This is a genomic window from Pseudomonas sp. L-22-4S-12, from assembly GCF_009799935.1.
Classification (GTDB): domain Bacteria; phylum Pseudomonadota; class Gammaproteobacteria; order Pseudomonadales; family Pseudomonadaceae; genus Aquipseudomonas.
In genome coordinates this window covers 240,376-254,482 of the sequence record NZ_WELL01000003.1, presented here as the reverse complement: position 1 = coordinate 254,482, position 14,107 = coordinate 240,376, and the positions used below count along the sequence as shown (strand labels likewise).

At 66.7% G+C, this 14,107-nt stretch carries 8 protein-coding genes, 1 other RNA gene and 1 pseudogene; 5 read left to right on the top strand and 5 right to left on the bottom strand.

From position 1 onward, the window contains the following. The first annotated feature begins 20 nt into the window (after positions 1 to 20). The 3 genes from lldD to F3I16_RS10430 all read left to right on the top strand — a co-directional run bounded on the left by lldD (position 21) and on the right by F3I16_RS10430 (position 4,479). Positions 21 to 1,166, top strand: coding sequence for an FMN-dependent L-lactate dehydrogenase LldD (lldD, locus tag F3I16_RS10440; RefSeq protein WP_160493590.1), 1,146 nt, complete (start codon positions 21 to 23; stop codon positions 1,164 to 1,166). Positions 1,167 to 1,266: 100 nt separating this feature from the next. Then, a complete protein-coding gene (locus F3I16_RS10435) occupies positions 1,267 to 4,068 on the top strand; it encodes an FAD-binding and (Fe-S)-binding domain-containing protein (RefSeq protein ID WP_160493589.1) in 2,802 nt (933 codons plus the stop codon). 165 nt (positions 4,069 to 4,233) lie between these two features. Next, complete coding sequence (locus F3I16_RS10430; RefSeq protein ID WP_160082557.1) at positions 4,234 to 4,479, top strand: hypothetical protein; 246 nt, start codon at positions 4,234 to 4,236, stop codon at positions 4,477 to 4,479. Between the two features lie 31 nt (positions 4,480 to 4,510). Here F3I16_RS10430 and F3I16_RS10425 read toward each other — a convergent pair whose 3' ends face one another. Then, complete coding sequence (locus F3I16_RS10425) at positions 4,511 to 7,432, bottom strand: ATP-binding protein (protein WP_160493588.1); 2,922 nt, start codon at positions 7,430 to 7,432, stop codon at positions 4,511 to 4,513. 162 nt (positions 7,433 to 7,594) lie between these two features. Here F3I16_RS10425 and ssrA point away from each other — a divergent pair. Beyond that, positions 7,595 to 7,953, top strand: a transfer-messenger RNA (tmRNA) gene (gene ssrA / locus F3I16_RS10420). Positions 7,954 to 8,163: 210 nt separating this feature from the next. Here ssrA and F3I16_RS21360 read toward each other — a convergent pair. From F3I16_RS21360 to F3I16_RS10410, 3 genes and pseudogenes are all read right to left on the bottom strand, one after another. Further along, a pseudogene (locus tag F3I16_RS21360) lies at positions 8,164 to 8,364 on the bottom strand (Fic family protein); the annotation flags it as partial. Positions 8,365 to 8,409: 45 nt separating this feature from the next. Then, positions 8,410 to 9,135 carry an RNA methyltransferase gene (locus F3I16_RS10415; RefSeq protein WP_160493587.1) on the bottom strand — a complete coding sequence of 242 codons (726 nt, stop codon included), beginning with the start codon at positions 9,133 to 9,135 and terminating at the stop codon, positions 8,410 to 8,412. 11 nt (positions 9,136 to 9,146) lie between these two features. Further along, positions 9,147 to 10,766, bottom strand: a complete 1,620-nt coding sequence (locus F3I16_RS10410; RefSeq protein ID WP_160493586.1) for an NAD(P)/FAD-dependent oxidoreductase — start codon at positions 10,764 to 10,766, stop codon at positions 9,147 to 9,149. 257 nt (positions 10,767 to 11,023) lie between these two features. Here F3I16_RS10410 and rlmE point away from each other — a divergent pair, with 257 nt between their 5' ends. Continuing rightward, positions 11,024 to 11,644 (top strand): 23S rRNA (uridine(2552)-2'-O)-methyltransferase RlmE, encoded by a 621-nt coding sequence (gene rlmE, locus F3I16_RS10405; RefSeq protein ID WP_160493585.1) that lies wholly within the window; start codon positions 11,024 to 11,026, stop codon positions 11,642 to 11,644. Between the two features lie 21 nt (positions 11,645 to 11,665). Here rlmE and F3I16_RS10400 read toward each other — a convergent pair whose 3' ends face one another. Continuing rightward, entirely contained in the window at positions 11,666 to 14,026 is a 2,361-nt protein-coding gene (locus tag F3I16_RS10400) for a DNA polymerase II (RefSeq protein ID WP_160493584.1), read from the bottom strand. Positions 14,027 to 14,107: the final 81 nt, after the last annotated feature.

Here is a 14,107-nt window from a genome sequence, read left to right as displayed (position 1 = left end):
GACTCGACGGAAGCCTACCGATGATCATTTCCGCCTCCACCGACTACCGCGAAGCCGCCCGGCGCAAGCTGCCACCGTTCCTGTTCCACTACATCGACGGCGGCGCCTACGCCGAGCACACCCTGGGGCGCAACGTCGCCGACCTGGCCGACATCGCCCTGCGCCAGCGCGTGCTGCGCAACATGGCCGAACTGAGCCTGGAAACCGAGCTGTTCGGCGAGAAGCTGGCCATGCCGGTGGCCCTGGCCCCGGTCGGCCTGACCGGCATGTACGCCCGCCGTGGCGAAGTGCAGGCGGCCAAGGCGGCGGCGGCCAAGGGCATTCCCTTCACCTTGTCGACCGTCTCGGTGTGCCCGATCGAGGAAGTCGCCCCGGCGATCAGCCGCCCCATGTGGTTCCAGCTCTATGTGCTGAAGGACCGCGGCTTCATGCGCAACGCCCTGGAGCGCGCCAAGGCCGCCGGCGTCACCACCCTGGTGTTCACCGTCGACATGCCGGTGCCCGGCGCGCGCTACCGTGACGCCCACTCCGGCATGAGCGGGCCGAACGCGCCGCTGCGCCGCGTGCTGCAGGCCATGACCCACCCGGCCTGGGCCTGGGACGTCGGCCTGCTGGGCAAGCCCCATGACCTGGGCAACATCTCCGCCTACCGCGGCAACCCCACCGGGTTGGCCGACTACATCGGCTGGCTGGGCGCCAACTTCGACCCGTCGATCTCCTGGAAAGACCTGGAGTGGATCCGCGACTTCTGGGACGGCCCGATGGTGATCAAGGGTATCCTCGATGCGGACGACGCCCGCGACGCGGTGAAGTTCGGTGCCGACGGCATCGTCGTGTCCAACCACGGCGGCCGCCAGCTCGACGGCGTGCTGTCCAGTGCCCGCGCCCTGCCGGCGATTGCCGACGCGGTGAAGGGCGAGATCAAGATCCTCGCCGACTCGGGCATCCGCACCGGCCTGGACGTGGTGCGCATGCTCGCCCTCGGCGCCGACACGGTGATGCTCGGTCGCGCCTTCGTCTACGCCCTGGCCGCCGCCGGTGGCGCCGGCGTAACCAACCTGCTGGAGCTGATCGACAAGGAAATGCGCGTAGCCATGACCCTGACCGGGGCCAAGTCCATCGCCGAAATCAGCGCCGATTCGCTGGTGCGTGAACTGAGTCGCTGAGCATCCGCGTAGGAGCGGCTTCAGCCGCGATGCCGTCAACAAGGACGGCAGCGCGGATAAATCCGCTCCCACAACAGCCCAAGAACAATCCGGAGCGCCCATGAGCCTGCCCGCCACCTTCCTCGCTGCAGCCGCCCGCCTGATCCCCCGCGAACGGCGTTTCGACGACCCGCTGTCGACCCTGGCTTTCGGCACCGACGCCAGCTTCTACCGGCTGATCCCCAAGCTGGTGCTGCGCGTCGAGAGCGAGGCGGAAGTGGTCGAGCTGCTCAAACTGGCCAGTGCTGAGAAGGTGCCGGTGACCTTCCGCGCCGCCGGCACCAGCCTGTCCGGCCAGGCGATTTCCGACTCGGTGCTGATCGTTCTCGGCGAACACTGGAACGGCCGGGAAATCCGCAACCAGGGCGCGCAGATCCGCCTGCAGCCGGGAGTCATCGGCGCCAACGCCAACGCCGCGCTGGCGCCCTTCCTGCGCAAGATCGGCCCGGACCCGGCCTCGATCAACGCGGCGAAGATCGGCGGCATAGTCGCCAACAACTCCAGCGGCATGTGCTGCGGCACCGCGCAGAACACCTACCAGACCCTGGCCGGCCTGCGCCTGGTGCTGGCCGACGGCACGGTGGTGGACAGCGAGGACGCCGCCAGCGTGGCCGCCTTCCGCCAGAGCCACGCGGCGCTGCTCGAGCGCCTGGCCGAACTGGGCCGGCAGACCCGCGCCAATACCGCCCTGGCCGACAAGATTCGGCACAAGTACCGGCTGAAGAACACCACCGGCTTCTCGCTGAATGCCCTGGTCGATTTCGATGAGCCGCTGGAGATCCTCAACCACCTGATGGTCGGCTCCGAAGGCACCCTCGGTTTCATCAGCGCGGTGACCTACGACACCGTGCCGGATCACCCGCACAAGGCCAGCGCGCTGATCGTCTTCCCCGATGTGGAGACCTGCTGCCAGGCCGTGCCGCTGCTCAAGCGCCAGCCGGTATCGGCGGTGGAGCTGCTGGATCGGCGCAGCATGCGCTCGGTGGAAAACATGGCGGGCATGCCGGACTGGGTGAAAAACCTGTCGGCCAATGCCTGTGCCCTGCTGATCGAATCGCGTGCCGCCAGCCAGAGCCTGCTGCACGAACAGCTGGCGCAGATCATGGCATCCATCGCCCACTTCCCGGTGGAGAAGCAGGTCGACTTCAGCGAGGACCCGGCCGTCTACAACCAGCTGTGGAAGATCCGCAAGGACACCTTCCCCGCCGTCGGCGCGGTGCGCCAGACCGGCACCACGGTGATCATCGAGGACGTGACCTTCCCGGTCGAGCGCCTGGCCGAGGGGGGCAACCGCCTGCTCGCGCTGCTGGAGAAGCACCGCTACGACGAGGCGATCCTGTTCGGCCATGCCCTGGAGGGCAACCTGCACTTCGTCTTCACCCAGGGTTTCGACGACCCGGCCCAGGTCGCCCGCTACGAGGCCTTCATGCAGGACGTCACCCAGCTGGTGGCGGTGGAGTTCGGCGGCGCGCTGAAGGCCGAGCACGGCACCGGGCGCAATATGGCGCCCTTTGTGGAACTCGAGTGGGGCAGCGAGGCCTACCAGCTGATGTGGACGCTCAAGCGCCTGCTCGACCCGCAGGGCATCCTCAACCCGGACGTGGTGCTCAGCGAAGACCCGCAGATCCACCTGAAACACCTCAAGCCGCTGCCGGCCGCCGACGCCATCGTCGACAAATGCATCGAGTGCGGCTTCTGCGAGCCGGTGTGTCCGTCCAACGGGCTGACCCTGACGCCGCGCCAGCGCATCGTCATCTGGCGCGATATCCAGGCGCGCAAGCGCGCCGGCATCGACACCTCCGAGCTGGAACGCGCCTACCAGCACCAGGGCCTCGACACCTGCGCCGCCACCGGCCTGTGCGCGCAGCGCTGCCCGGTGGGCATCAACACCGGCGACCTGGTGCGCCAGCTGCGCGCCACCAGTGCCCAGCACCCCGGCACTGCCACCTGGCTGGCCGGGCACTTCGCCACGGCGCTGCAAGGCACTCGCCTGAGCCTGCGCCTGGCTGATGGCGCGCGCCGACTGCTCGGCGCGCCACGCCTGGCCAAAGTCGCCCGTACGTTGCATGAAAGCGCCGGCCTGCCCCTGTGGACGCCGGCCATGCCACAGGCGGTGCAGCCGCTGCGCATCAATCCGGTCGTCAGCGATGCACGGCCGCGAGTGGTCTACCTGGCCGCCTGCGTGTCGCGGGCCATGGGCCCGGCCTTTGCCGACAGCGAGCAGATGCCGCTGCTCGACAAGACTCGCCAGTTGCTGGAAAAGGCCGGCTTCCAGGTGGTCTTCCCTGACGAGCAGGACAACCTGTGCTGCGGCCAGCCGTTCGCCTCCAAAGGCTACCCCGAGCAGGCCGAACGCAAGAAGCAGGAGCTGATCGACGCCCTGCTCCAGGCCAGCCGTGGCGGCCTTGACCCGATCTACTGCGACACCAGCCCCTGCACCCTGCGCCTGCTGCAGGACGGCCTCGACCCGCGCCTGCAGCTGCACGACCCGGTGAAGTTCATCCGTTTACATCTGCTCGACCGGCTGGAGTTCAGCCCGCAGGAGCAGCCGGTGGCCGTGCATGTCACCTGCAGCACCCAGCACCTGGGCGAGGCCCAGGGCCTGATCGACATCGTCCGGCGCTGCACTCGCGAGGTGGTGATCCCCGAAGGCATCCACTGCTGCGGCTTCGCCGGCGACAAGGGCTTCACCACCCCGCAACTGAATGCACACGCGCTGCGCAGCCTGAAGGAGGCGGTGCAGATCTGCGACGAAGGCATCTCCACCAGCCGTACCTGCGAGATCGGCCTCAGCCATCATGCCGGCATCGACTACCACGGCCTGGTCTACCTGGTCGACCGGGTGACCCGGCGCAAAGCCTGACCTCAAGGTGCGTGCCCCGGCACGCTAACTTCGGCCCCGCCCCGTGCGGGGCTTTTTTTGCCCGGGCTAACCTCACCCGGCAAGCACCCAGCGAACAGCCGCCCGCCCTGCAGATCGTTGCGCGGCTCCTATACTGCTGACACCGCCCAGTCGAGGAGAGCCATCATGCGCCGCACCGCCCTGTTTCTCGCCGCCGCCCTGCTCTGCACGCCACTGATGGCCATGCACTGCCCGCAGGAGATGGCCAAGATCGATCAACTGCTGAAAAGCGACCCGCCGGCCGACCCGGCCGTGCTCGCCGAGGTCAAGCGCCTGCGCGCCGAGGGCGAAGCCCTGCACAAGGCCGGCGACCACGCCGAGTCGGTCAAGGTGCTGGAAGAGGCGCTGAACCTGCTGCAGTCCAGCGAATAGGCCGGCCCAAACGGGCCCCAGGCGCCGCCTGCTAGACCACCTGGCCGAGCAACGACAGCGCCATCTGCCGCAGCTTCTGCAGATCCACCGGCTTGAGCAGGCAGGCCTGCGCGCCCTGCTCGCGGGCCTCGGCCATCTGTGCCTCATCGATGGCCGCGCTGACCACCAGCACCGGCACATCGACCAGCTGCGGCTGGCTGCGCATCCACTCCAGCAGCGCCAGGCCGTTGCCATCCGGCAGGTCGAGATCCAGCAGCACCAGCGCCGGGGTCTGCTCGCCCAGCAACACCTTGGCCCGGCGCAGCGAGCCGGCGCCCTGCACCTCGGCCATGCTGCGCAGCCCCTCCTGCAGCACGCGCAGGCAGGCCGGATGGTCCTCCACGCAAAGCACCTGGGCCAACGGCTGCTCCGTGCCGTCGTCGCTCGCCTGGATATCCGTGGCGACCGCCGGGGTCGGCGCCGCCGCGCTCGGCAAGTCGATCCAGAAACGACTGCCGGCACCCGGCGAACTGCTGAAGCCGATCTCGCCGTCCATCAGCGCGGCCAGCTCCTTGCACAGCACCAGGCCGATACCGGTACCGGGAATATTCGAGCTTTCCCGGCCGAGGCGCTGGAACGGCTGGAACAGCTGGCTCTGCTGCTCGGCACTGAGCCCCGGCCCGCAGTCCTCGACCCACAGCCGCACGCAACCGGGGCGCAACTCGTAGCCCAGGCAGACCAGGCCCTGCGGCGCGTTGTACTTGAGCGCATTGGACAGCAGGTTGAGCAGCACCTGGCGCACCCGGCGGATATCGGCCAGCACATACAGCTCGCCAACCACCCCGGGCGTCACCCGCAGCTGCTGGCCACGCTGCAGCACTTCCGGCAGCACCAGCTCGGCACAACCACTGAGCAGCGCGCTGACTTCGACCGGTTTGAGCTGCAGGTGCTGGCGCCGGCTCTCGATGCTGGACAGGTCGAGGATATCGTCGACCAGCGAGGTCAGATGGCGGCTGGCCAGCACGATCTCCCGCGCGTACTCCAGCTCCTGGGCGGCGTCCGGGCGCTCCTGCACTTCCAGCTCGATCAGCTGGGCAAAACCATGGATGGCATTGAGCGGGGTGCGCAGTTCATGGCTCATGCTGGACAGGAAGCGGCTCTTGGCCTGGCTGGCCGCCTGCGCCTCCAGGCTGGCGCGACGCAACTCCTCCTGGACCAGCTTGAGGCCGGTGATGTCGACATGCGTACCGGCCGCCCGCACCGCGCGCCCCTGGCCGTCACGCTCGATGACCTTGCCGCGGCTGAGCAGCCAGACGTACTGGCCCTGGGCGTCGGCATAGCGGTACTCGGCCTCAAAGAAGTCCTCGCGGGCGTCGTCCGCCATGCTCAGACGCAGCTGGCGGATGCGCGGCAAGTCATCCGGATGCGCGCGCTGGTTGAACTCGGCGAACGGCATGCAGCTGTCGCGCAGGCCGAAGCGTTTGACGAAGCGCTCGCTGACGCAAATGCTCAGGCTCATCGCCTCGACTTCCCAGAGGCTTTCCGTGGTGCTTTCCAGCACCAGCTCCAGGGTCCGCTGCACCTCGAGCCGGCGCGACTCGCTGGCCCGCAGCTGCTCACCGGCATAGCGCACTTCCTGGGCCATGTCGGCCAGCTCGCTGATCCCCGTGGGCGGCACTTCCGAGGCCCGCTCGCCGTGCGCCAGGCGCCGCATCATCCCGACGATGCCGGCCAGCGGCGTGGCCAGCTGGTTGCTCAACTGCCGCGAGCGCAGCCACATCCAGCTGCCGAACAATAGATAGAAGAACAGCAGCCCGGCGATCAGCAGGTAGCCGATCTGCTGGTACTGTTCGGCCAGGCTGTTGGTCTCGCGGAAGATGTTGGCCTCGTCCACCACCAGCAGCAGGCGCCAGCCGGTCTGCGGGATCTCGCTCCAGGCCATCAACTGGCTGCGCCCGCCCAGCTGCACCTCCTCGACGCCATGCCGGGCCTGCGCCATGGCCGCGATCAGCGGCTGCAGGCCAGCCTGGCGATCCAGCTTGAAATCGGCCGGCTTGAGCACCTCGCGCCTGACCGCTTCGGCATAGGAATACTGGGTCAGCTCGCGCAAGCCGAAATCATGCTCGGCCGCCGCCGGCAGCGCCATGATGCCGTTGTCCCGGCTGACCAGCAGCGCATAGCCCTGCCAGGGCACCTGCAGATTGCCGATCTCGGCGAGCATCTGCCCCACCGTCACGTCCAGCCCCACCACACCCTCGAGAAAATCGCCGCGATACACCGGAGCGATCGCTGACATCATCCAGCCGAGGCCGGCCGGATCCAGATAGACATCGGCCCACACCGTCTTGCGCTGCGGGTTGTGCTTGGCATCGGCGAGGTAATAGAAGTTGTAGTCCGGGATGACCATGTCATGCGGATACTGCTCGGGCGTCATGAAGAACGGGTAGATGCGGTTGTAGCTGTCCCAGCTGTTGAAATACACCGCCGCCACCAGCGGGTCGGCGCCCTTGATCGAGCGCATCAGCGGATCGACCCGCGACAGGCGCAGGACCTTGTCGCGATCCTGGCGCTGCGGCGGAGTGCTGTTGGCATAAAAGGAGGCGGCGCGGCCGTCATCGCTGCGGCTGTAGAACACCCCGTCCGCGGTCTGCGTATGGCGCGCCCGCTCCAGCGCGTCCGGTTCGAAACGCTTGTCCTGCAAGGCCTCGCCAACCGCATCGCGGAAAATGCTGACCTGCGACTCGATGGCCCTGAGCCGGCTGTCGATCACCTGCCCCTCGCGCTGCACCGCACTGGCCAGATCCTGCAGCGCACTGTTCTGCAGGTAGCCGACCTGGGACTCGCGGATCGACTCGTTGGTGTACAGGTAGACGCCGATCAGTACCGACTCCACCAGAACCAGCGGAATCAGCGCACTCTGCAGGAAGGCCTGCCAGATCCAGCGACGCAAAGGTTTGTGCGGTGCAGGCGGCATGCCGGCGCTCCAGGCAATCGAAACAGAGGAATGATGGCACATGGCAGCGCCAGGGCCAGCCACCCCGGCGACAAACCCGCGACCATTCTAAAGCCAGATGGACGGTCGACGCTGCGGAACCTTTGCCGTAGACTAGCGGTCCTACTGCGGTAGGAAGGTTTTGGGGCCGATTAGGATTCGACGCCGGTAACAAAACTTGAGGGGCATGCCGAGTTGGTAACAGAACTCGTAAATCCACTGTTGCAAACTTATAGTTGCCAACGACGACAACTACGCTCTAGCCGCCTAAGTGCCGCTAGCTGTCCATAGGGGATGCCTGTAAACCCGAAGATTCTGGACAGTCAGATAGAACAGGATCGCCGCCAAACTCGCTGCAGGTGTAACGGCTAAAACTTATGCAGCTCGCTCCAAGCACCCTGCCACTCGGGTCGCGCGGAGTTAACTCAATAGAGATGGCTACGCATGTAGAACCGATAGCGGCGAACTGGCGGACGGGGGTTCAAATCCCCCCGGCTCCACCAAATACACATATAAAGACGTCCACGGACGTCTTTTTTTGTGCCTGAAATCCAGCAAATACGGGGCTTTCAGCTCCACCGGCGCTCACGAGCCCCCAGTTGCAGCCACGCCTTCTGGCATTCCAAATGGCATTCCAAGCCCGCAGGCGGCAATTTTTGGAATACCAAGCCCCCTCATGAAATACCAATCTGCGCTCAAGCCACGCAACGCAACTACCGCCGAGCCTGCTCGCCCAGCTCCGTCAGGTAATAACACTGCAGGCGGCTGTTGGGTTTGTCCGGCCGGGTCATGGCAATCAGCCCAGCATCCAGCGCTGGGCGTAGATAGCGCTCGCGGAAATATTTGCGGTCGGCCAAGCCCAGCGCAGCTTGCAGCCTCTCACGGCTGACCTCACCAACCACATGCCTGAGCGGCTCCGCGACTTGGGGGTTACTTGAGGCGTGACTTGGGGGGCATGCTTACCTGTTCAATTCGTAGGCACACATATTGACCGTGGTGGCCAGGTTCAACGATTCGATGGCGCCGCAGCCGGGAATGGTGAAAGGCTGGGCACCCAGCGCGTTCAGTTGCTCGCGGGGCACGCCGCGCGCCTCGTTGCCGAACAGGTAGCAGTCGAAGGCGTTGAAGCGGGCCGACTGTACCGGCTCGCCCTGCATGTCCAGACAGGCAAGGCGCGCAAAGCGCGGGCGCAGGGCATCCAGCTCCACATCCAGCTCCATGGGGGTATGGAAAATGGCACCCATGCTGGAGCGCACGACCTTGGGGTTGTACGGATCGACGCTGCCGGGGCTGAGCAGGCAGCGGAAACCGCCGAACCAGGCCAGGGTGCGCAGGATGGTGCCGAGGTTGCCCGGGTCCTGGATCTCGTGCAGGTAGATGGCACGCTCGCCCGGAGCTGCAGCCACCGGAGTCAGCGCCGCCATGGGCACCACGGCGAGGATGCCTTGCGGCGTCTGGGTGTCGGCGATCTGCGCCATCTGCCGGTCGCTGATCACGTGAGTCCGGAACGGGCTCTGCCAGTGCTCGTAGGCGGCCGTCACATACAGCTGGCTGCCCAGCAGCGCGGGGTTGTGCACGGCGGCCTTCTGCAGTTCCTGCAGCAGGTGCTCGCCTTCCACCAGAAAATGCCCGAACTCGGCGCGGTACTTCTTCTGCTGCAGCTTCTTGATGTCGTCGAGTTTCATCGCTGCGCGTCTCAGTGACTCTGCTCGGACAACATCGCCTTGGCCAGCGCCTCGGCGACCTTGATGCCGTCCACGCCCGCCGAGAGGATGCCGCCGGCATAGCCGGCGCCCTCGCCGGCCGGGTACAGGCCCTTGAGGTTAAGGCTTTGCAGGGTCTCGTGGTCACGGGTGATACGCACCGGCGAGGAGGTGCGGGTCTCGATTCCGGTCAGCACCGCGTCATCACGGTCGAAACCGCGGATCTGCTTGCCGAAGGCCGGCAGCGCCTCGCGGATGGCCTCGATCGCATAGGCTGGCAGCGAGGGTGCCAGGTCGCCCAGGCGCACGCCGGGCTTGTAGGAAGGCTCCACCTCGCCCAGTTCGCTCGATGGCACGCCGCGAATGAAGTCGCCCACCAGCTGCGCCGGCGCGCAGTAGTCGCTGCCGCCCAGCTCATAGGCGCGCGATTCCAGGCGCTCCTGGAACTCGACGCCGGCCAGCGGGCCGCCGGGGAAGTCCTGCTCCGGGTTGATGCCCACGACTATGCCCGAGTTGGCGTTACGCTCGTTGCGCGAGTACTGGCTCATGCCGTTGGTCACCACGCGCCCAGGCTCGGAGGTGGCCGCCACCACGGTGCCGCCGGGGCACATGCAGAAGCTGTAGACCGCGCGGCCGTTCTTGGCGTGATGCACCAGCTTGTAGTCGGCGGCGCCCAGCTCCGGGTGGCCGGCGTACTTGCCCAGGCGGGCCTGGTCGATCATGCCCTGCGGGTGTTCGATGCGAAAACCCACGGCGAAGGGCTTGGCCTCGATGAACACGCCCTGGCGGTGCAGCATGCGGAAGGTGTCGCGCGAGCTGTGGCCCAGCGCCAGCACCACATGGCGACTGCGCAGAGTTTCGCCGCTGGCCAGCACCACGCCTTCCAGCTGGCCCTCATTGATCACAAGATCGGTGACCCTGCTCTCGAAGCGCACCTCGCCGCCGAGGGCGATGATCTCCTCGCGCATGGCGGCGACCACGCCGGTAAGGCGGAAGGTGCCGATGTGCGGCTTGCTCACGTACATGATTTCTTCCGGCGCGCCGGCACGGACGAACTCGTGCATCACCTTGCGCGCGTAGAACTTCGGGTCCTTGATCTGGCTGTACAGCTTGCCGTCGGAGAACAGCCCGGCACCGCCCTCGCCGAACTGCACGTTGGACTCCGGGGTCAGCACCCTCTTGCGCCACAGGGCCCAGGTGTCCTTGGTGCGGCTGCGCACATCCTTGCCGCGCTCCAGCACTATGGGTTTGAAGCCCATCTGCGCCAGCAGCAGCGCGGCGAACAGGCCGCAGGGGCCAAAGCCGATGACCAGCGGCCGCTCACTCAGATTGGCCGGCGCCTGGCCGACCGGGTAGTAGCGGGTATCCGGGGCCGGGCGGATATGCTGATCATCAGCCAGGCGCGCCAGGATGGCCGCCTCGTCGCGGGCCTCCAGATCGATGATGTAGATGAACAGGATGACGCTGTTCTTCTTGCGCGCATCGTAGCTGCGCTTGAACACGCTGAAGCTCAGCAGGTCAGCGTCGGCAATGCCCAGGCGTCGGACTATGGCCGCGCGCAGTTCATCGGCGGAGTGATCGAGGGGCAGGGACAGTTCGTTGATGCGAATCATGGCGGTAATCCTGGCCGGTGACTCCGGCAAAGGAAGCAACTGAGGAAGGGGAAAGGCGCAATTGTAGCCGCCGCGGCCCGCCGCTGTCAGGCTTGCTCTTGCGGTGGCAGCAGGTGGCGGGGCGTGCCTTGGGCCACGGATTTAGCCTGTGTCGGATTATCGGCTTATAATCGCTGCCACTTTGCGACCAGCAGCTGCCCCGCTGCCCCATACACTGGTTCGCTCCTCTCCCTGATTCTCCGTGGTTGGCCCCCTCCATGAAACGCTCCAAAAGCAGCAGCCGCTGGCTGAACGAACACGTCAACGACCCTTACGTCAAACGGGCGCAGAAAGACGGCCTGCGCTCGCGCGCCAGCTACAAGCTGATGGAGCTGAACGAGAAGGACAAGCTGATCCGCCCCGGCATGCTGCTCATGGACCTGGGCTCGGCACCCGGCGGCTGGTCGCAGGTGGCCGGCAGGATCGTGGGCGAAAAGGGGCGGGTCATCGCCAGCGACATCCTGCCGATGGACCCGCTGGACAACGTCGACTTCATCCAGGGCGACTTCACCGACGACGGCGTGTTCCAGCAGATCCTCGCCAAGCTCGACGGCCGCCAGCCCGACCTGATCGTCTCCGACATCGCCCCCAATATCAGTGGCGTCGCCGCAGCCGACCAGGCCTCTTCGATGTACCTGGTCGAGCTGGTCCTCGATATGGTGCGGCAAGTGCTCAAGCCCGGTGGCAACTTCGTGGCCAAGGTTTTCCAGGGCGAAGGCTCCGACGAGTTTCTCAAGGATGTGCGCAGCTCATTCGACAAGGTGGTGATCCGCAAACCAGAGGCATCGCGGCCGCGCTCGCGGGAGGTGTATCTGGTGGCCAAGGGCTTCAAGGGATAAGACGCCGCCTTCGGGCCGGCATCAGAACAATCCCAACTGCCGGTCGACCAGGCGCGTGAAGTCGTCATCCACGAACGGCAGGATCGCATCGGCCACCGGCTGCAGCTGGCGTGACAGGTAGTGCTCGTAGTCGATCCGCGTGCTGCGGGTCTCCAGCGGCTCCGGCCCTGCGAGGGTCATCACGTAGCTGATCCAGCCGCCGTTCTGGTACTGCCGCGGCCGGCCCTGGCGCTGGTTGTAGTCGTCGGCCAGGCGCGCCGCGCGCACATGCGGCGGCACGTTGCGCTGGTAGTCGCCGAGCTGGCGGCGCAGGCGTTTGCGGTAGATCAGCAAATCATCCAGTTCGCCGGCCAGGGTGCGCCGCACGTAGTCGCGTACGTAGGCCTGATAGGGCTGGCGGTTGAAGATGCGCAGGTAGAGTTCCTGCTGGAACTGCTGGGCCAGCGGCGACCAGTCGCTGCGCACCGTTTCCAGGCCCTTGTAGACCATCTCCTCGCGCCCGTCCGCGCGCCGCACCAAACCTGCGTAGCGCTTCTTGCTGCCCTCCTCGGCGCCGCGAATGGTCGGCATCAGGAAGCGCCGGTAGTGGGTCTCGAACTGCAGCTCCAGCGCGCTGTGCAGGCCGTATTCCTGCTGCAGGTGCTCGCGCCACCACTGGTTGACCCGCTGCACCAGGGCCCGGCCGATGCGCGCCGCGTCTTCTTCGGCATGTTCGTGGCCGAGCCAGACGAAGGTGGAGTCGGTATCGCCGTAGATCACCCCATGACCTTCGGCCTCGATCAGCTCGCGGGTGCGGCGCATGATCTCGTGGCCGCGCAGGGTGATCGACGAGGCCAGGCGGGTGTCGAAGAAACGGCAGCCGCTGGAACCGAGCACGCCGTAGAAGGCGTTCATGATGATCTTCAGCGCCTGCGACAGCGGCGCGTTGCCGTCGCGCTTGGCCGCCTCGCGGCCCTGCCAGACCCGCTCGACGATGGCCGGCAGGCAGTGCTTGCTGCGCGAGAAGCGCGCGCCGCGAAAACCGGGCACCGACTGGCTCTCGTCGGGGTGGCGCAGGCCTTCCACCAGGCCCACCGGGTCGATCAGGAAGGTGCGGATGATCGACGGATACAGGCTCTTGTAGTCGAGCACCAGCACCGACTCGTACAGGCCCGGACGCGATTCCATGACGAAGCCGCCGGGGCTGGCCTGCGGGATCTTCTCGCCGAGGTTGGGCGCGACGAAGCCCTGGCGGTGCATCAGCGGCATATAGAGGTGAGTGAAGGCCGCCACCGAGCCGCCGCTGCGGTCGACCGGCAGGCCGGTGACGGCGGCGCGCTCGAGGAGGAAGGTGAGCAGCTCGGTCTTGGCGAAGATCCGCGTGACCAGCACGCAGTCCTTGAGGTTGTAGCGCGCCAGGGCCGGCTTGTCCTCGGCGAACATGCGGTTGATCTCGTCCATGCGCTGGTAGGGCGTATCGATCGACTTGCCCTCGCCGAGCAGGGTCTGGGCGACGTATTCCAGGCTGAACGAGGGAAAGCTCCAGGTCGCCGAACGCAGCGCCTCGATGCCGTCGATGATCAGCCGGCCGGCGGCTGCGGCGAAGTAGTGCTTGCCGCTGCCGTGCTCGCGCCAGCCCATCTCGTCGCCGCCACGCCCCAGGCGCAGCGGCACCTTGAGGTGCTGGGCATGCTCGTGCAACACGCGCAGGTCGAACTGCACCAGGTTCCAGCCGATGATCGCGTCGGGGTCGTGGCGGGCCAGCCAAGCGTTGAGCCGCTCCAGCAGCTCGGCGCGGGTTGCGCAGTAGTCGAGGTCGAAATCCACCTCGGCAGCCACTTCGGGCTGCGGGCCGAGCATATACACCTGACGCTGGCCGCAGCCTTCCAGGGCGATGGAGTACAGCTCGCCATGCTCGCTGGTTTCGATGTCGAGGGAGACCAGGCGCAATGGCGGGCGGTAATCAGGCACCGGCTTGAGTTGCGCATCGAGCAGCAGGCCGCCCTCACCGGGCGTGCCGCCGAACAGCAGCGGCGCGGTGATGAAGCGCTCCATCAGGTAACGCTCCGGTGGGCGCACATCGGCCTCGTAGACGTCGACGCCGGCCTTGCGCAGCTGCTTGTCGAGCTTGATCAGCTGGCGGTGCTGCTGGCAGTACAGGCCGAGCACGGGGCGATGGTGAAAATCGCACAGGTCCAGCTCGCGCAGCTCCGCGCCGTGCGCGCCCTGCAGCAGCGTCTCGGCGCGCGCGCGCTGCTGCGCTGGAATGAAGGCCACCGACGGCTGATAGGGCACGCGCACCAAGCGCGGGCCGGCGTCGGTCGCCAGCCAGAACTCGACCTGGGTGCCGGCCGGCGTATCGCGCCAGTGCCGGGTCAGGACAAAGCCCCGCTGTAGATCCACCGCTGCCACCTCGAATGCCTGTTGCACCGCCCGATTCTACTGGCCCGGGGCGATCCACGCTGGCTTTCGAGCCAGCGCGGG